The organism is Amycolatopsis silviterrae (genome assembly GCF_042684085.1).
GTDB lineage: Bacteria > Actinomycetota > Actinomycetes > Mycobacteriales > Pseudonocardiaceae > Amycolatopsis > Amycolatopsis silviterrae.
Window position 1 is genome coordinate 237,637 of sequence record NZ_JBHUKS010000033.1, and the last position, 16,686, is coordinate 254,322.

A 16,686-nucleotide genomic window follows, 5' to 3' on the forward strand; every position below is an offset into this window, starting at 1 on the left:
GCCGCAGAACTGACGCGGCCCCGGTCCGGGCAAGTGCCCGGACCGGGGCCGCGTCAGCTGCTGGCAAGCCAGGTCACCGGCCGGCTCGAGCACCGCTCGGCGCGTCTTCGTCTGTCGCGGCGGCCGAAGTCGCCGCAGTCCGACGGTTGGCCCGATGCCACTCGAGCCAGCGCTCGACCGCCCGGACGGCTTGCTGGGCCCGGACCGAGTTGAAGGCGTCGAAACCGTGCTGCGCGAGAGGCAGTTCGAGGTAGGTCACGACCCCGTCGCTGACCTCGCGGAGCTTCGCCGCGAAGGCGCGCCCCTGGCTGACCGGAACCACCGTGTCGGCCTCGCCGTGCAGGACGAAAAAGTCCGGGGAATCGGGCTTCACGTGCAGGAGGGGCGAGGCCAGCTCGAATACCTCGCGCCGGAATTCCGGATCGAGCTTGAACACCCGCGGCCCGAGGAATTCGTCGCGGTGATCGACCGAGGCACGGTCGCCTCCGACACCCGCCAGGTCGTGTACGCCGTAGAAGGGCACGCACGCGGCCACACTGGTGTCGACGTCCTCGAATCCGGGCTGGTACTCCTTCACCCGCGGGGTGAGCGCGGCCAGCGCGGCGAGGTGTCCGCCCGCGGACCCGCCAGTGACGGCGGCATAGTCCGGATCTCCGCCGTACTCGGCGATGTGCTCCTTGGTCCAGGCGATCGCGGTCTTGACGTCGACGATCTGCGCCGGGAAAAGATGCTTCGGCGCAAGCCGGTAATTGACCGCGACGCACACCCAGCCCCGCTGCGCCATCCGGTTCATCAGGAGCTGTCCTTCGAAGCGCTTGTCGCCGATCGTCCAGGCCCCGCCGTGGACCTGAATCAGCACTGGTGCGCCAGTCAGGTCGACGCCCGCCGGACGGAAGATGTCGAGACGCGTCCCGCGCTCTCCGTCGCGGTAGCTGATGTCCCGGAGCACCTCCACGCCAGGCTGTGTGCGCGGGAACGGACGCACCAGCTCGCGCAGCTTCGGCTTCAAACTGACGTTCGCCGCACCGCCCGGAATCTTGCTGAGGTAATCGGAACCGAGGGACTCGCTCAACGCCCGTTCCGCGAGCGGACCGGCCGCGCTCGCGCGCCGCATCAGGTAGCCGAGGCCCGCCGCGGTGAACGCGGCGACCGCGAGCGACCCCTTGGACGCTTTGCCGCGAGCCACCGCCAGAGCCGTGTCCGCAGCCGTCTGGACGAGCAAGTGCGGGGCGAGTTCGTTCACCGGCCAGCCGAGACCGAAGCTGAAGATGTTCCTCGTCGGCCAGCCGTACACGGAGCCCAGCGGGCCTGGGTAGCCGCCGAGCGGCTTGAGGGCGTTGGCAGTGGCGAGCGCGGTGACGACCCGGCGGCGGAGGAATCCCATACAGATAGCTTATCAACCAATTAGTAAGTGTCGAGAGCTTCGCATGCTTCAGAGCCTGTTTGACACTCCTGATCGCCCGATGTTAGCTTCAGCGAACCTACTGATCGATCAGTAATCGAGGAGCCATGGGAGACAACAAGACCACGTGCCGCGAGTTCCTGCTGGCGATGGGCAACGGCGACATCGACGGTGTGAAGGCCCGGGCCACCGAGGACATCGTGTTCACCACCAAGGGCTCGAGCATGTTCTCCGCCGCCCGGACGCTGCCTGAACTGCTCGAGCTGATCGGCACGCTCGACCAGCTGACCGCCAGCGAGTTCACCGCCGAGTTCCCGTCGATGACCGCGGAGGACGACCGGGTCTCAGTGGAGATGGCGGGCCACGCCGACCTCGTCGGGGGCGGCCGCTACGACAACATCTACCACTTCCTGTTCCGGTTCCGCGGCGACAAGATCGCCTCGGTCGAGGAGTACCTGGACACCAAATACACCGAGGCCGCGATCCTCCCGGCGCTGTCCGCGCTCAGCGAGCAAGCGGGAGCCCCTGCGGAATAGGTTCTGCCACAACGAGAAAGGCGGTGACACCGGATCCGGTGTCACCGCCTTTCTCGTGCTCGTCCCGGCGCGCGAACTACCGCACGCGTTTCGAGACGAACTCGCCGATGCGGTCGATCGCGTCGCGCGCCTGCGGCAGGAACGACGCGAAGATCTGAAACACGTGCGGCACGTCGTCGACCACGTCCACGGTGACGTCGACACCCGCGTTCCGCGCACAATCCGCGACCCTCGTGGCATCGTCGAGAAGGCACTCGCGCGAGCCGACTTGGATCAGGAGCGGCGGAAGGCCGGCCAGGTCTGCGTCGAGCAGCGCGATCCGTTCCTGGTGCGGGTCGGCCTTGCCGATGTACAGCGCCCCCATCATCTTCACCACCAACGGGCTCACGACAGGATCGGTTCCGGCAAAACGGTCCATGCTTCCGCCAGTGGCCGCGAAGTCGATCAGCGGCGACATCAGCACCCCCGAGGCGGGAAGCGGGTCACCGGCCTTCCGGAGAGTCAGGAGAGCCGAAAGGACCAAGCCGCCTCCGGCCGAGTCTCCGGAGAAGGTGGTCCGCGCCGGATCCAGCCCCTCCGCGACCAGCTGCCGGTAGACCCGGACCGTGTCTTCGATCGCCGCCGGGAAAGGATTTTCCGGAGCCCGCCGGAAATCCACCAGAACCACCGTGGCCCGAGCGGCACGGCTGATGCGGGTCGCGACCTCCCGGTACGCGTGCGCCGACCCCAGAACGTATCCGCCGCCATGGAAGTGGATGACGTTCCGGCCCGGCAGCACACCGGGCGTCGAGACCCTCGTGACCGGGACGCCCGCAACCTCGCCGACCTCGACGACAGCGTCTTCGGGGACCGCGAAACTCGAGGTGATGCCGTCGAATGCCCGGCGAAGAACTCCCATGCGGGCGCTCAGATAGCGGCGGACGGGCGGAGTGGCGACCACCCAGTGCAAGCGCCGGGGCCGCAGGGCCGGGAGAAGAAGAGCCTCAAGCGCAGGCATCCAGCTGCGGTAGAAGCCTTCGGCCTTGTCGATCTCGGGACTGCCGGCCATGATCGCACCGCCTTTCGGAAAGCTCAGTCGGCGCTGGCGCGGACGCGGGATCTCCGAGACTTCGCCGAACGCTTATCACTAGTCAACGAGGGGACAAACTGACGTCGTGAATGCCGCTGAGGGCGTCCGCGCCGCGCTACGCGACGCTGGAACTCTCTTGGCGGGGAACGAAAATCGGCACGCGGTAGCCGCTGTCGCCGAGGTCGACGATCCGCGCCTCGACTTCCTGGCCGATCTTCACCTCTTCCGGGGCGGCGTCCAGGTACGCGCTGAGGCGTACGCCCGGCTGCTCCGCGATGTCGACCAGAGCGATCACGTAGGGAGCTTCGCGGCCGGGGATCAGCGCCTGGCGCACCACGATGTAGCTGTAGACGGTGCCTTTGCCGCTGACTTCCTCGAAGCGGACAGGGCCGCCCGTGTAGCGGCTCCGCTCAAGCGGCGGGTGGATCCACTTGCCGGTCTCAACGCACCGGCAGAGCTTCAGCTTGCCGTCTTTCAGAGCGTCCCAGTAGGGCTGGGTGTCCGGGTTGGGGACCGGCACGGGCGGAAGGGTCGCGAAGTCGGTCACGGGTGCTCCCTGCTGTAGACGACGGCACCGCCGTGCGGGCCTCCGCCCGCGGTGACGAGCGCGAGCCCGGCGTCGTCGACCTGGCGCTCGCCCGCAGCTTGCCGCAGCTGCAGCGCAGCCTCGTAGTGGTGGTTGAAACCGTGGATGTACCCCTCGGAAAGGAGGCCGCCGTGGGGGTTGACCACAACGTCGCCGCCGTAGGTAGCACGGCCCTCGCGGTAGAAGTCGCCGACCCCACCGCGCTCGGCGAATCCGAAGCCCTCCATCTGGGCCAGGACGGTGTAGGTGAAGCAGTCGTACATCAGCGCGACGTCGATGTCCGCGGGCGAAAGACCCGTCTTCTTCCACAGCTCAGGGCCGGTGGTGGCGGCGTACATCTTGGTCATGTCGTCCCACTGGCTCCAGCCGCAGCCGCTCTGCGAGTGCACCGAGTCGACGAGCCAGACTGGAGGCTGCTTGGTGTTGCGCGCGATTTCCTCGCTCACCACGAGAACTGCGACCGCACCGTCCACTTCGGACGTGCAGTCGAGCACCCGGAAGGGCTCGTTGATCCACCGCGAGCCGAGATAGTCGTCCATGGTGAGCAGATCACGGCGCACCGCGTGCTCGTTGCGGGCGGCGTGCGCGCGCTGCTGGATCGAGATGGCGCCCAGATCCTCCGCCGTGGTCCCGAATTCGTGCTTGTGCCGGCGGGCCCACATGGCGAACCAGTTCGGCGGCACGAGATAGCCGGACTGGGTGTCGAACTGCTCGTTGTCGGGCACCTTCAGCGGGCCGTCGACGGTCCCGAAACGGTGGCCGGAGCGGCCGTTGAGCGAGCGGTAGACCAGAACGGCGGTGGCTAGGCCCGCTTCGATCACCGCCGCGGCGGTGGAGATCTGATCGACGGCGAGATTGCCGCCGCCGAGCATGGCGTTGACCCAGGTGAGGTTGTCGATTCCCAGGGCATAACCCACGTTGATCGGCAATTCGGAGTCGTACACCATGAAAGTCGACAGGCCGTCGATGTCGGCGGTCGTCAGTCCCGCATCGTCGACCGCCTCCCGGCAGGCCGACACCGCCATCGCCCGGGTGGTCCGTCCCGACCGGTTCGAAAACGCGGTGCGGCCGATTCCCACGATCGCACAGGTCATGACGCGTTGTCCTTCCCACGCAAAATTACTGACCAATTAGTAACTCTTGCCAACGTACATGTCAAGGCTTGCCTCTCGTGACCTCTTCTTGACACAGCCAGGAATCCATGGTGTCTACTTATCAATCAGTAACCTCCGTCTCCATGATCAAGAATGCGAGTTGACCCGATGTCGGCAATGGACCTGTTCTCGGTACGCGACAAGGTCGTCGTGATCACCGGCGCGTCGTCCGGTCTCGGTGCCGCCTTCGCACGCGGCTTCGCCGAAGCCGGTGCCGACGTGGTGCTCGGCGCACGGAGGGCGGACCGCTTGGCGAAGACCGCTGCGACGGTCGAAGCCGCCGGTCGCGCGGCACTTCCCGTCGCCACCGACGTCACGGACCCCGCACAGTGCACCGCGCTGGCAGAAGCGGCGATGCAGCGCTTCGGCCGCGTGGACGTGCTCATCAACAACGCCGGCGCCGCCGCCGCAGTTCCGGCGACGCGCGAGACGCCCGAACACTTCCGCGGCCTCGTCGACCTGAACCTCAACGGTTCGTTTTGGATGGCGCAGGCGTGCGCCCGTGTCATGCGGCCCGGCAGCGCGATCGTCAACATCGCGTCGATCCTCGGCGTCACCACCGCCGGACTGCCGCAGGCCGCCTACTCGGCGAGCAAAGCCGGGGTCATCGGGCTCACCCGCGACCTCGCGCTGCAATGGACCGGACGCAAGGGAATCCGGGTCAACGCGATCGCCCCCGGCTTCTTCCAGACGGAGATGACCGACGAGTACCCGGAGGAGTACCTGCGGAGCCAGGCTCCACGGCTGATCGCCGGGCGGATGGGCGATCCCGACGAACTCACCGCCACGGCGATCTGGCTGTCCTCCGCCGCGGGCGGGTTCGTCACGGGTCAGACCGTCGTGGTGGACGGCGGCATTTCCATCACCTGACAGCCCCCTCACGCCGGCGCGTAGTGCCGTGTGCCGTCCAGATCGGACGCGGCGAGTTCGCCTTGGTGCGCCAGAAGCTCCAGGTGCGCGACCACCTCGAGCACGGCGGCCATGCCGTGGAAGAGCCCCAGTTCGTCGACGGTTCGATCGTGCCGGGTCCAGGACATCCGTTGCGCGACCTCGTATCCGGTAGTACTCCCCTGCGCGACAAAGCTCGCGACAAGGGCGAGTCGGGACTCGTGGTGCGCCAGCAGTTCCCGCGCTCGAGCCGTCACGTCACCGTCCGGCTGTCCGTGCGCCGGCAGCATGCGCAAACCCGGTCGGTCCAGATACAGCTGAAGCGACCCGAGGTAACTGCGCAACGGCAAGGCTTCGGGGACCCGTTCGAAACCGATCGAGGGCGTGATCCGCGGCAGGATGTGGTCGCCGCTGGACAGGAGCCCGTCCTTGGCTGCCTCGAACACCACGTGACCGCGGGTGTGCCCAGGCGTCTCCGTCACGGTCAACGTCGTTTCGCCGCAGTCGATCACATCGCCACCGTCGAGCCAGGCGTCCGGGGGCGCCATGACGATGCCCTTCGCGTAGGGCTCGTGTTCGACAACCTCGATCTCGCGCGCCAGACGATGCGCGCCAGCCTGAGACAGCATCTTCGCCTGCGCAGGGAAGGTTCCCGCAGCAGCACCGAACGAGGTGACCGTGTGAGATTCCTCGGCACCGAGCGCGATCGGGATTCCGTACCGCTCCCGCCAGTCCACCGCGCGGCTGTAGTGATCCCAGTGCGAGTGCGTGGACAGGATGCGGGAGACGTCGGCAGGACGAAAGCCGAGTTCGGCGAGCGCGGCGAGCAACACCGCCTCGCTGGGCTCGTCCGCCCAGCCGGGATCGATCAGGACGATGCCGTCGCCACCGAGAACCGCGTACGCGTTGACTACTCGCAGATCGTCCATCGGCAGCGGCAACTGGATTCGCACGACAGCATCGGTCAGGTGCTCGACGTGTTCAGCCGCGGCAATGCGCTCTCCCACTCATACCTCCCAGGATGCATTGGGGCGCAATGAAGACGGGACCGGGAGCGACAAACGCGTCCCGGCCCCGCCTTGGTCTCTTGAATGCCGGCCGCTATCCGGAGATGCCGCCGTCGATCTTCACCGACTGCCCGGTGAGGTACGAAGAGGCGTCGCTGGCAAGGAAGGTCACCACGTTCGCGACCTCCTCCCCCGTACCCGACCGTCCCAAGGGAGTCAACGTCGCCTGGAACGCCAGGGCCGCATGCACATCCGGCAGCGCTTCCTGGAGGTTGGTGTACATCGGGGTCTCGATGACGCCGGGCAGCACCGCGTTCACCCGCACTCCCTGGCGCGAATGATCGGCCGCCGCGCAGCGGGTCATGCCGAGAATGCCCGACTTGGTGGTGGAGTACGCCATCATGCCTGGGAAAGGCATCACGCCAGCGAGCGACGAGACGTTGACAACGGCACCGCTGCCCTTCTTGAGCATTACGGGCAAGGTGTAATGCAAGCCGAGGAACGTGCCGCGGAGGTTGATCGCGACGGTCTTGTCGAAATTCTCGATCGAACAGTCCGCGGCCGCGGCGTAGCCGCCGTCGATTCCGGCATTGTTGACCAGGATGTCGACGGTGCCGTAGTGCTCCACCGCAGCGGCGACCATCGCCTCCACGCTCTCCGGCGAGGAAATGTCGACGCTGTGCGCCCGCGCGTCGCCGCCGATCGATTCCGCGACCGCCTTCTCGTCCCCGCTCACATCTGCGACCAGCACCTTCGCGCCGTTGGAGGCGAGACTGCGAGCGATCGCCTCACCGATGCCACGCCCGGCGCCAGTCACGATCGCGGCCTTGCCCTTGAGGTCCTCGTACATGCTCAACCCCTCACAACGAGAGTTACTGATTGATTAGTATGTAGATGCGCTGAAGTTAACACCGAGGCAGGGGGCTGTCAACAAAACGCCGCGGGCTCACCGAGTCGCGCACACAGACCTGATGAGCGTTGGGTAGAGTCGGGATTACTGATCGCACAGTCAGTTCTGTGCGCCGCTAGGGGAGGTTCACCGTGGTGAGAGTCGAGACCATGACCAGTGCCGCGGTCAACCGCGCCGCCGAACTGGGCGCTCCGCTCGTGGCAGGCCGCGACCCGTGGGCGGGCGTCCCGTCCGCCACCGCACGGACGATCATGGAAGCCGGAGTGAAAGCGTTCGGGGCACGCGGCTTCCACGGCACCAATCTCAAGGGCATCATCGCCGGAACCGGCCTGAGCACAGCAGCGCTCTACGTGCACTTCAGCTCCAAAGAGGACCTGCTCTTCCAGATCAGCAAGCGCGGCTACGTCGAGACCGTCGAGATCGTCGAAGCCGCCACCGCGATCAAGGATCCTGTCGAGTCCCTGCGGGTGCTCGCGTACGCATTCACCCGCTGGCAGGCCGAACAGCACGCCGCCGCGCGCGTCGTGTTCTACGAGAGCGAAGCACTGACCGCGGAACACGCGGAGGAACTGGCCGAACTTCGCTACGGAGGCGAGCTGAAGATCCGGGCGATGATCGAGCAGGGAGTGGACGACGGGGTCTTCCTGCCTGGCGAGGTCCGCGGAATCAGTGCCGCGTTGTTGTCACTGAGCATCGACGTGGCTCGCTGGTATGGACCGCGGGCACCGTATACGCCTGACGAACTGGGGCGGTTGTACAGCGTGCTGGCTTGCCGGATGCTCGGCGTCCGGGACTGACGTCGGCTTCAGTCCACTCGGGATTTCCGTGGCCAGACTCCGGTTTTGGCGTCTCAGGCGGCGGGGATCAAAGCGACGAGCCGCTGGTGGGGGTCGTCGACCGCTTGCAGGACAACCTGTTCCCAGGTTTCTTCGCCGCCGTCGGGCATCCGGAGCCGGACGCGGATCCGGGTGTGCGGGCGGACGACGTCGTTGCGTTCCCAGAGGGCTTTGAAGTCGGGGCTGGTGCGGAGCAGCTCGTCGATCCAGTCCCCGGCGGGCGGGCCTGCCGGGGTGCTCGCGCGGACGACGCCGATCACGGTGCGCCGCATGGCTTCCAGGTCCGTGAACCGGCTTTGCAGGACGGGGTCGGTGAACACCATCTGCACGAAGCGGCGTTGCGCTGGCGGGGTCGCGCCGAAGTCGGTGAGCAGCCGGGCGGCGGCGAGGTTCCAGGCGAGGATCAAGGTGGCCGGTCCGACGAGGAGAGCGGGTACGTCGCCCATCCGCTCGACCAGGCGGCACAGCGGATCGCTCGGCTGAGGGTTTTCCGGCGGGGCCACGGGGTCGGTGAGGAGGTCCAGCGCGTAGCGGGTCTGGTCGTCGTCGAGTTCCAGGGCGGTGGCGACGCGGCGGACCACGTCGGCGCTGGGCAGGACCCGGCCTTGCTCGATCCTGGTGTAGTACTCGTCGCTGACGAACGCACGAGCCGCTACCTCCGCGCGGCGCAGACCGGGCACCTGCCGCCGCCCTGGGTCCGCGTCGGCGGGCGGCGGGGCTTCGTCGCGGCGGGCGTGCAGGAACGCCCCGAGTTGGGCGAGCCGCGGGTCGCGGGCCATCAGCGCGACCCGATCAGGTGGGGGATCGAATCCTCCCCCTCCCGCCGCCGGCTCCCGGGAGAGACGGTGGAGTCATGAGCGAACACGAACGCATCGACGTCCACACCCACCTGGTCCCTCCCTTCTGGGGCGAGGCCCTCGCACAGCACGGCGGCGACCCCTCGGGCTGGACCGTTCCACAGTGGACGCCGGACGACCACCTGAAATTCATGGACGCCAACGGCATCGCCACGAGCGTACTGTCGCTGACCGCCCCGAGCGTCGTCGGCTGGGAAGGCGCGGCGCGTCGCGAGATGGCGCGGCGGGTCAACGACTACACCGGCGAACTCGTCCGCGAGCGCCCGGACCGGTTCGGGAACTTCGCGACTCTCCCGCTGCCTGACGTCGAAGGCGCGGTCGCCGAAGTCGACTACGCGTTCGACCAGTTGCGCGTCGACGGCGTGGTGCTGCTGTCGAACTACGAAGGCGTCTACCTCGGCGATGACCGGTACGCGCCGTTGTGGGAGGCGCTGGACCGGCGCCGCGCCGTGGTGTTCATCCACCCGGGGCATCCGCTTCTCCCGGTGCTGCCCGAGGTTCCGGGGCCGATGGTGGACTATCCGTTCGACACCACCCGCAACGCCGTGCACATGGTGGTCCACGGGATCACCGAACGGTACCCGAACGTGCGAATCATCCTCTCGCACGCGGGCGGCTTCGTGCCCTACGCGGCCCTGCGGTTCTGCCAGGTCCAGACCGCGCTGAACCCTGCGGGGCCCACCGAAGACGAACTCCTGGCCCGGTTCCGCAGCTTCTACTGGGACACCGCGCTGTCGTCGGGCGAATACGTCTTCGGCGCGCTCACCCGGTTCGCCGACCCCGCAAAGATCCTCTACGGCAGCGACTTCCCTTACGCCCCGCTGCCCGTAGCCACCCACTTCACCGAAATCCTCGACACCCAGAGCGGCCTGACCGCCGAGCAATCCCGCGCGATCGACTCCGAGAACGCCCGCGCGCTCTTCGCCCGGCTGGGCTGACCGGTTGCCGCCCTGCGGTCCTCCCGCCCCGAGCAAGGGCGGGAGGACCGCGGCGCGTTCAGGCCAGCGCTCGTTCATCGGTGCCGTCGAGTCCTTCGGCATACCGGACGAGAGCGGCAGTCGTGCGTTCGATGTGGTCGCGAAGCGCCTGGGTCGCACCGGCTTCGTCGCGTGCGACGGTGAGTTCGGCGATCAGCTTGTGCTCGGCGGCGACGTCGCGGCCGGTGTCGCCGGCGAGTTCCTGGGACCAGTGCTGGTAAAGCTCCGCGCAATCGCGCAGACCGGTCGCGATGCCTTCGAGCCGCGCGATCCCGCAGCCGGCGAGCAGCGTGTGGTGGAACGCGCGGTGGGCGAGGGTGAACGCCGGGTCGACATGGCCCTCCGCGGTCAGCATCGGGGTGCGCGCCAGCGTGTGGTGCGTGGCCAGGACCGAGCCTTCCCATGCCAGATCGCCGTGCTTGATCGACTCCGCGAGCGCGAGCGTCTCGATCAGGACGCGGGTGCGGGTCAGGTCCTGGAGGTCGCTGACCGTCAGCTGCGCGACGGCGAAGCCGCGCTGCGGCGACGCTTCGACCAGGCCTTCCCCGGCGAGGCGGGTCACGGCCTCGCGGACGACGGACAGGCTCACCTCGTACCGCGCGGCGAAGTCGTTGAGCTTGAGCTTGCTCCCGGGCGGCAGCTCGCCGCCCAGAAGGCTGCCGCGGATGCGGTCGTAGACCTCGTGGACGCGCGTGGGCTTAGCGGGGGTGGCCATGCCGCCAGTCTAAGGGCAACCAGCAGAAAAAAGGTACTTGAACTGAATATCGATTTTTAGTTGACAGATCGAAATTCGGCGCGCACGCTGTGAGCCACGCCATGCATCGACGATGACTGCAGCGCCGGGGCCTTCGGGAGCTTCTCGACCGCGCATCGTCGGTCCCGACGAAGGAGATCCTCATGTCCGACATCCAGGTCCCCGTCCTGATCGTGGGCGGAGGCGGCGCCGGTCTCACCGCGTCGATGACCCTGTCCACCCTCGGCGTCGACTCGTTGCTGGTGAGCGCGCTGCCGACCACGTCGACGCTGCCGAAGGCGCACGTGCTCAACCAGCGGGCGATGGAGATCTTCACCGAGGTCGGCGTGGCCCCGGAGATCTACCGGCGCAGCACCCCGGCGGAGAACATGCGCGCGACCGGCTGGTACGCCGGGCTGGCGGGCCCGCACGAGGGCTACGGCCGCAAGCTGGGTGAACTCGAGGTCTGGGGCGGCGGCTACACCGACCCCGACTACGTGGCGGCCAGCCCGTGCCGCACCTGCAACCTGCCGCAGATCCGGCTCGAGCCGGTGCTGAAGGCGCACGCCGAGAAGCTGAACCCGGGCGGCGTCCGGTTCAACCACGAACTCGTCGGCCTGGCGCAGGACGACGACGGCGTCACCGCGACCGTCCGCGACAAGGACGCCGGCACCACGTACCAAGTGCGCTCGCAGTACCTGATCGCGGCCGACGGCGGCCGGACGGTCGGCAAGCTGACCGGGGTGGAGATGAACGGGGCGAGGGACATCATGAAGATGCTCTCGATCCACATGACCGCGGACCTGTCCCCGTGGGCCACCGACGACGACGTGCTGATCCGCTGGCTGGTCAACCCCGACTTCGGCGGCTCGTGGAGCGGCGTGCTCGTCCCGATGGGGCCGGACCGCTGGGGTCCGGCGTCGGAGGAATGGGTCTTCCACATGCAGTACGCCACCGACGACCCCGACGCGATGCAGGACGAGAAGGTCATCGCGCGGATGCGCGCCACGCTCGGGCTGCCCGAGGACTTCGTGCCCACGGTGCACCGGATCAGCCAATGGGTCATGGAAGGCGTCATCGCGGACAAGTTCCGCGTCGGCCGGGTGTTCTTCGCCGGCGACGCCGCGCACCGGCACCCGCCGACCGGCGGTCTCGGCCTGACCTCGGCGATCCACGACGTCTACAACCTCAGCTGGAAGCTGGCCGCGGTGCTGGCCGGGCGCGCGGGCGACGGCCTGCTGGACACCTACGAGTCCGAGCGCAAGCCGGTGGACCAGAACAACATCGACAACGCGATCGCCAACGCGATGAACCACTTCACGCTCGACCAGGCCCTCAACCTGTCGACGGAGAAAACCGCGGAGGAGAACTGGGCCGAACTCGCTCCGCTGTGGCACGACCTTCCGGGTTCGGCGGAGAAGCGGCACGCGCTCAACCGCGCGATCGGCTCGCAGACCATGGAATTCCGGCACCACAACGTCGAATTCGGCTACCGCTACGACTCCGCCGCGATCGTGCCCGACGGGAGCCCGGAGTACGTGCCGCTCGACCCGGTCCGCCTCTACGAGCCCAGCACCAAGCCGGGACATCCGATGCCGCACGCGTTCGTCGAGAGCCAGGGCGAGCGTCTCCCGCTCGGGACCCTCGTGCACGGCGGCAAATTCCTGCTGCTGGCCGCCGAGGAAGGCCAGGCCTGGGTCGAAGCCGCCAACAAGCTGTCCGCGGAGAACGACCTGCCGCTCGTGGCGGGCACCGTCGGCGTCCTCGGCTCCGACTTCGTGGACGTGCGCTGCTCCTGGCTGAAGAACCGCGGCGTCTCCCCGACCGGCGCGGTCCTGGTGCGCCCGGACCGTTACGTCGCGTTCCGCTCGGCAGACGGCGTCGACGACCCGCACGCCGTGCTGCGGGCCGCCCTGGCCCAGGTGCTGGCCGCCGACCTTCGCTGATTCCTGACTACAGGAGGAGAATCCCCATGCGCATCGCCAATCTCTCCGGCCGGCTCGTCCTGGTCACCGACAACGGCGCCGTCGACGTCGAAAAGGCCAGCAACGGCAAGTTCGGCCCCGATCCGTCCACTGTGTACCGTGACTGGGCGGCCTTCGCGGCCTGGGCCGAATCGGCCTCCCTGCCCGCAGGAGAGCCCTTCGACCAGGCCTCGCTCGGCACACCGGTCCCGGAGCCGGCCCAGGTGTTCGCGATCGGCCTGAACTACCGCGGCCACGCCATCGAGGCCGGGCTCGATTTCCCCGTCGAGCCACCGGTTTTCACCAAATTCCGCAGTTCCCTCGCCGGGCCGGTCGGCGACCTCGCGCTGCCGGGCGACACCGTCGACTGGGAAGCCGAACTGGTCGTCGTCATCGGCCGCGAGGCCCGGAATGTCGCCGCGGAAGACGCGTGGCAGTACGTCGCCGGCCTGACCCTCGGACAGGACTATTCCGAGCGCACCCGGCAGCTCGTTCCGCCCGCGCCCCAGTTCAGCCTCGGCAAATCCTTCCCCGGTTTCGCGCCGGTCGGCCCGGTCGTGGTCAGCCTCGACGAACTGGACGACCCCGCGGACCTGGAAATCGGCTGCTCCGTCAACGGCGAGCAGGTGCAGAAGGCCCGCACTGGCGACCTCATCTTCTCGGTCCCGGTCCTGATCGAACGGCTCTCGGCGGTCCTGCCGCTGCTGCCGGGCGACCTGATCTTCACCGGCACGCCCAGCGGCGTGGGCGGCGGCCAGAACCCGCAGCGGTTCCTGTCCCCCGGCGACGAGGTCGTCACGTGGGCGGAGGGAATCGGCGAACTCCGCCAGCGATGCGTTCCCGGCACCCCGCACACCACCGCGTCCGCCTGAAGCCAAGGAAGGAAACCCGCCATGGCTCTGCATCGTCTTACTTCCATCACCGTCGGCGTACCCGACGTCGAGCACACCGCCGCCTACTACACCGATTTCGGCCTCACGCCGCTCGGCGGGAACGCCTTCGCCACCGCCGACGGCGGAGAACAGTTCAAGCTCGCGCACGCACCGCAGCGCCGCCTGCTCGAACTGGGCGTCGGCGCGGAAAACCCGGACGACCTCGACCGGATCGAACGCCAGATCCGCGCCCTCGACCTGCCCGTCGAGCGAACCGCCGACAAGCTGGTGACCGAGGAACCGATCGCCGGGTTCCGCGCCGTCATCTCGGTGGCGCCACGGATCGAGCAACAGCCCGTCGACCCGACGCCGTACAACGGCCCCGGCCGGATCGACCGCGTCAACAACCGCGCGCCGGGCATCCTGCGCGAGGGCCGGGTGACCCCGCGCAAACTCGGCCACGTCGTCATCGGATCCACCGATCAGACCGCTACGCAACGGTTCTTCACCGAGGGCATCGGGTTCAAGATCAGCGACGCCGTCCCCTCGATGGCCGCGTTCATGCGCTGCTCGACCGACCACCACAACGTGCTCGTCCAGCAAGCCCCGGTGAACTTCCTGCACCACACCTCCTGGCAGGTCGAGGACATCGACGAGATCGGCCGCGGCGCGATGGCGATGCTGGAGGAACACCCCGAACGGCACGTCTGGGGCCTGGGCCGCCACCACATCGGATCGAACTTCTTCTGGTACCTCAAGGATCCGGCGGGCAACTTCTCCGAGTACTACTCCGACATCGACTGCATCGTCGACGACGCGCTCTGGACCCCCGGCACCTGGGAAGGCGCGCGGAGCCTGTTCAACTGGGGCCCGCCCCCGCCGCCGTCGTTCCTCATGCCCGAAGACCTCGCGGCGATGATGACCGGGGCGCACAATGCCGGCTGACCCCGTCGGCTCTCCGGCGTGGACTCCCACGCCGGAAGCCGCTGCCCGCACACAAATCGCCGCATTCGGCCGATGGCTGGCCGCCCGTGGCCACGACTTCGCCGACTACCACGCGCTCTGGCGCTGGTCGACCACCGAACTCGAAGAGTTCTGGGAGGCCATCGCCGACTTCTACGACGTCCCGTTCCGCACGCGGGCGACCCGAGTGCTGGCCGACGACGAGATGCCGGGCGCGGCCTGGTTTCCCGGTGCCACGCTCAACTACGCCGACCAAGCGCTGCGCCACACCGGCGACCAGCCCGCGATCGTCGCCGTCTCCGAAGGCGGGCACCGGAACGAGGTGACCCGCGACGAACTCCGCGCCCAGGTCGCCGCCCTCGCGCACTGGCTCCGGCAGCAAGGAATCGGCCCAGGCGACCGCGTCGTCGGCTACCTCCCGAACATCACCGCCACCGTCGTCGCATTCCTCGCCACCGCCGCCGTCGGCGCCACCTGGTCGGCCTGCTCCCCCGAATACTCCCCCGACGGCGCCGCCGACCGCCTCGGCCAGCTCGAACCCGCCGTCCTCTTCATCGCCGACGGCTACCGCTACGCAGGCAAAGAACACGACCGCGCCGCCCAGAACGACGAACTCCGCCGCCTCCTCCCCACGGTCCGGGCCACCGTGTGGGTCCCGCACCTCGGCCGCACCCAGCCATCCGGAACAGCACACTTCGACGCTTTAACTCGGGACGCGCACGACCTAGAAACGGCCGCCGTACCGTTCGACCACCCGCTGTGGGTGCTGTACTCCAGCGGCACCACCGGCCGCCCCAAAGGCATCGTCCACGGCCACGGCGGCGTCACCCTCGAACACCTCAAATACCTCGGGCTCCACACCGACCTGGACGCCGGGTCGCGGTTCAGCTGGTACACCAGCACCAGCTGGATGATGTGGAACATCCAAGTCTCCGCCTTGCTGCTCGGCGCGACCGTCGTGCTCTACGACGGCAGCCCCAGCTGGCCGGGCCCCGACGCCCTGTGGCAGCTCGCCGCCGACGAACAGCTGACCTTCCTCGGCACCAGCGCCGCCTACCTGATCGCCGCCCACAAACAAGGCACCGACCTCACCGCGCTCCGGCTGTCCGGCCTGGGCAGCACCGGCTCGCCGCTGCCCGCCAGCACCAGCCAATGGATCCACAAGGTCCTGCCCGACACCTGGCTCGCCGCGGCCAGCGGCGGCACCGACATCGTCTCCGGCTTCGCCGGCGGCGTCCCCACCCTCCCCTCCTACCCGGGCGAAATGCAGGCCCGGATCCTCGGCGTCGCCCTCGAATCCTGGGACGAACAAGGAAACCCCCGCACCGACGAGGTCGGCGAACTGGTCGTGACCCGGCCAATGCCGTCGATGCCCCTGTACTTCTGGAACGACCCCGACGGCGCGCGCTACCACGACGCCTACTTCTCCACCTACCCCGGCGTCTGGCGCCACGGCGACTGGACCACCATCACCAGCCGCGGCGGCGTCCTGGTCCACGGCCGCTCGGACGCCACCATGAACCGGTACGGCGTCCGCATGGGCAGCGCCGAGATCTACGAAGTCGTCGACCGCTTCGAGGAAATCACCGACTCGCTGGTCGTCGGCATCGAGGAACCCGACGGCGGTTATTGGATGCCGTTGTTCGTTGTGCTGGCGAATGGACGCGAACTGCCGCCCGCGCTCGTCGCCCGCATCCGCGACCGCATCCGGGCCGAGGTCTCGCCGCGGCATGTGCCGGACGAGGTCGTGGCAGTGACTGCATTGCCGCACACGATGACGGGGAAGAGGGTCGAGGTTCCGGTCAAACGGATCCTTCAGGGTGCTGCGCCGGACAGTGTGGCGAATCCTGCTGCGCTCGACGATGCTGACGCGCTCGCGCAGTTCGCCGCTATCGCGAACGACCGGAAAGCCGCCCGGGACACGGCTTGAGG

Annotated in this window: 16 protein-coding genes; 8 read left to right on the forward strand and 8 right to left on the reverse strand. The window is 68.2% G+C overall.

The window, feature by feature from the left end; translation table 11 throughout:
* Positions 1 to 73: 73 nt before the first annotated feature.
* The gene (locus ACFSVL_RS39725) at positions 74 to 1,384 is read right to left on the reverse strand and encodes an alpha/beta hydrolase fold domain-containing protein (protein ID WP_378312186.1); all 1,311 of its coding nucleotides are present in this window, start codon (positions 1,382 to 1,384) and stop codon (positions 74 to 76) included.
* Between the two features lie 125 nt (positions 1,385 to 1,509).
* On the opposite strand from ACFSVL_RS39725, the gene ACFSVL_RS39730 reads away from it, so the two are divergent.
* Positions 1,510 to 1,938, forward strand: a complete 429-nt coding sequence (locus tag ACFSVL_RS39730; protein ID WP_378312188.1) for a nuclear transport factor 2 family protein — start codon at positions 1,510 to 1,512, stop codon at positions 1,936 to 1,938.
* Positions 1,939 to 2,014: 76 nt separating this feature from the next.
* On the opposite strand, the gene ACFSVL_RS39735 is transcribed toward ACFSVL_RS39730, so the two are convergent.
* From ACFSVL_RS39735 to ACFSVL_RS39745, 3 genes are all read right to left on the reverse strand, one after another.
* Entirely contained in the window at positions 2,015 to 2,986 is a 972-nt protein-coding gene (locus tag ACFSVL_RS39735; protein WP_378312190.1) for an alpha/beta hydrolase, read from the reverse strand.
* A 136-nt stretch (positions 2,987 to 3,122) separates the two neighbouring features.
* Complete coding sequence (locus tag ACFSVL_RS39740) at positions 3,123 to 3,554, reverse strand: Zn-ribbon domain-containing OB-fold protein (RefSeq protein WP_378312191.1); 432 nt, start codon at positions 3,552 to 3,554, stop codon at positions 3,123 to 3,125.
* The gene (locus tag ACFSVL_RS39745; protein ID WP_378312192.1) at positions 3,551 to 4,687 is read right to left on the reverse strand and encodes a thiolase C-terminal domain-containing protein; all 1,137 of its coding nucleotides are present in this window, start codon (positions 4,685 to 4,687) and stop codon (positions 3,551 to 3,553) included. Before ACFSVL_RS39745 ends, ACFSVL_RS39740 begins: the two co-directional genes overlap by 4 nt.
* Positions 4,688 to 4,855: 168 nt before the next feature.
* Here ACFSVL_RS39745 and ACFSVL_RS39750 point away from each other — a divergent pair, with 168 nt between their 5' ends.
* Entirely contained in the window at positions 4,856 to 5,617 is a 762-nt protein-coding gene (locus ACFSVL_RS39750) for an SDR family NAD(P)-dependent oxidoreductase (protein ID WP_378312194.1), read from the forward strand.
* 8 nt (positions 5,618 to 5,625) lie between these two features.
* Here ACFSVL_RS39750 and ACFSVL_RS39755 read toward each other — a convergent pair whose 3' ends face one another.
* Positions 5,626 to 6,642 (reverse strand): MBL fold metallo-hydrolase, encoded by a 1,017-nt coding sequence (locus ACFSVL_RS39755; RefSeq protein WP_378312196.1) that lies wholly within the window; start codon positions 6,640 to 6,642, stop codon positions 5,626 to 5,628.
* Positions 6,643 to 6,736: 94 nt separating this feature from the next.
* On the reverse strand, positions 6,737 to 7,492 hold the full coding sequence (locus tag ACFSVL_RS39760) for an SDR family NAD(P)-dependent oxidoreductase (protein ID WP_378312198.1): 756 nt from the start codon (positions 7,490 to 7,492) through the stop codon (positions 6,737 to 6,739).
* Between the two features lie 209 nt (positions 7,493 to 7,701).
* Between ACFSVL_RS39760 and ACFSVL_RS39765 the strand changes: the two genes are divergently transcribed.
* Positions 7,702 to 8,349: a TetR/AcrR family transcriptional regulator gene (locus tag ACFSVL_RS39765; protein WP_378312200.1), complete on the forward strand. Its 648-nt coding sequence runs from the start codon at positions 7,702 to 7,704 to the stop codon at positions 8,347 to 8,349.
* A gap of 53 nt (positions 8,350 to 8,402) precedes the next feature.
* Here ACFSVL_RS39765 and ACFSVL_RS39770 read toward each other — a convergent pair whose 3' ends face one another.
* On the reverse strand, positions 8,403 to 9,167 hold the full coding sequence (locus ACFSVL_RS39770; protein ID WP_378312202.1) for a helix-turn-helix domain-containing protein: 765 nt from the start codon (positions 9,165 to 9,167) through the stop codon (positions 8,403 to 8,405).
* Positions 9,168 to 9,241: 74 nt separating this feature from the next.
* On the opposite strand from ACFSVL_RS39770, the gene ACFSVL_RS39775 reads away from it, so the two are divergent.
* The gene (locus ACFSVL_RS39775; protein WP_378312204.1) at positions 9,242 to 10,183 is read left to right on the forward strand and encodes an amidohydrolase family protein; all 942 of its coding nucleotides are present in this window, start codon (positions 9,242 to 9,244) and stop codon (positions 10,181 to 10,183) included.
* A gap of 58 nt (positions 10,184 to 10,241) precedes the next feature.
* Here the strand turns inward: ACFSVL_RS39775 and ACFSVL_RS39780 are convergent, their stop codons facing one another.
* Positions 10,242 to 10,937, reverse strand: coding sequence for a GntR family transcriptional regulator (locus tag ACFSVL_RS39780; protein WP_378312206.1), 696 nt, complete (start codon positions 10,935 to 10,937; stop codon positions 10,242 to 10,244).
* A 182-nt stretch (positions 10,938 to 11,119) separates the two neighbouring features.
* Between ACFSVL_RS39780 and ACFSVL_RS39785 the strand changes: the two genes are divergently transcribed.
* Genes ACFSVL_RS39785 through ACFSVL_RS39800 form a run of 4 tightly spaced genes read left to right on the forward strand, consistent with a single transcriptional unit; the run spans position 11,120 to position 16,684 of the window.
* On the forward strand, positions 11,120 to 12,901 hold the full coding sequence (locus tag ACFSVL_RS39785; protein WP_378312208.1) for an FAD-dependent monooxygenase: 1,782 nt from the start codon (positions 11,120 to 11,122) through the stop codon (positions 12,899 to 12,901).
* 26 nt (positions 12,902 to 12,927) lie between these two features.
* The gene (locus tag ACFSVL_RS39790; protein ID WP_378312210.1) at positions 12,928 to 13,791 is read left to right on the forward strand and encodes a fumarylacetoacetate hydrolase family protein; all 864 of its coding nucleotides are present in this window, start codon (positions 12,928 to 12,930) and stop codon (positions 13,789 to 13,791) included.
* Between the two features lie 21 nt (positions 13,792 to 13,812).
* On the forward strand, positions 13,813 to 14,736 hold the full coding sequence (locus tag ACFSVL_RS39795) for a VOC family protein (RefSeq protein ID WP_378312212.1): 924 nt from the start codon (positions 13,813 to 13,815) through the stop codon (positions 14,734 to 14,736).
* Positions 14,726 to 16,684: an acetoacetate--CoA ligase gene (locus tag ACFSVL_RS39800; protein ID WP_378312214.1), complete on the forward strand. Its 1,959-nt coding sequence runs from the start codon at positions 14,726 to 14,728 to the stop codon at positions 16,682 to 16,684. The genes ACFSVL_RS39795 and ACFSVL_RS39800 overlap by 11 nt, the downstream gene beginning before the upstream one ends.
* Positions 16,685 to 16,686: the final 2 nt, after the last annotated feature.

Excerpts from the sequence above, each read along its gene's own strand:
- ACFSVL_RS39725 (WP_378312186.1), bottom strand. The coding sequence starts at position 1,384 with ATGGGATTCCTCCGCCGCCGGGTCGTCACCGCGCTCGCCACTGCCAAC.
- ACFSVL_RS39730 (WP_378312188.1), top strand. The coding sequence starts at position 1,510 with ATGGGAGACAACAAGACCACGTGCCGCGAGTTCCTGCTGGCGATGGGC.
- ACFSVL_RS39735 (WP_378312190.1), bottom strand. The coding sequence starts at position 2,986 with ATGGCCGGCAGTCCCGAGATCGACAAGGCCGAAGGCTTCTACCGCAGC.
- ACFSVL_RS39745 (WP_378312192.1), bottom strand. The coding sequence starts at position 4,687 with ATGACCTGTGCGATCGTGGGAATCGGCCGCACCGCGTTTTCGAACCGG.
- ACFSVL_RS39750 (WP_378312194.1), top strand. The coding sequence starts at position 4,856 with ATGTCGGCAATGGACCTGTTCTCGGTACGCGACAAGGTCGTCGTGATC.
- ACFSVL_RS39760 (WP_378312198.1), bottom strand. The coding sequence starts at position 7,492 with ATGTACGAGGACCTCAAGGGCAAGGCCGCGATCGTGACTGGCGCCGGG.
- ACFSVL_RS39765 (WP_378312200.1), top strand. The coding sequence starts at position 7,702 with ATGACCAGTGCCGCGGTCAACCGCGCCGCCGAACTGGGCGCTCCGCTC.
- ACFSVL_RS39770 (WP_378312202.1), bottom strand. The coding sequence starts at position 9,167 with ATGGCCCGCGACCCGCGGCTCGCCCAACTCGGGGCGTTCCTGCACGCC.
- ACFSVL_RS39775 (WP_378312204.1), top strand. The coding sequence starts at position 9,242 with ATGAGCGAACACGAACGCATCGACGTCCACACCCACCTGGTCCCTCCC.
- ACFSVL_RS39780 (WP_378312206.1), bottom strand. The coding sequence starts at position 10,937 with ATGGCCACCCCCGCTAAGCCCACGCGCGTCCACGAGGTCTACGACCGC.
- ACFSVL_RS39785 (WP_378312208.1), top strand. The coding sequence starts at position 11,120 with ATGTCCGACATCCAGGTCCCCGTCCTGATCGTGGGCGGAGGCGGCGCC.
- ACFSVL_RS39790 (WP_378312210.1), top strand. The coding sequence starts at position 12,928 with ATGCGCATCGCCAATCTCTCCGGCCGGCTCGTCCTGGTCACCGACAAC.
- ACFSVL_RS39795 (WP_378312212.1), top strand. The coding sequence starts at position 13,813 with ATGGCTCTGCATCGTCTTACTTCCATCACCGTCGGCGTACCCGACGTC.
- ACFSVL_RS39800 (WP_378312214.1), top strand. The coding sequence starts at position 14,726 with ATGCCGGCTGACCCCGTCGGCTCTCCGGCGTGGACTCCCACGCCGGAA.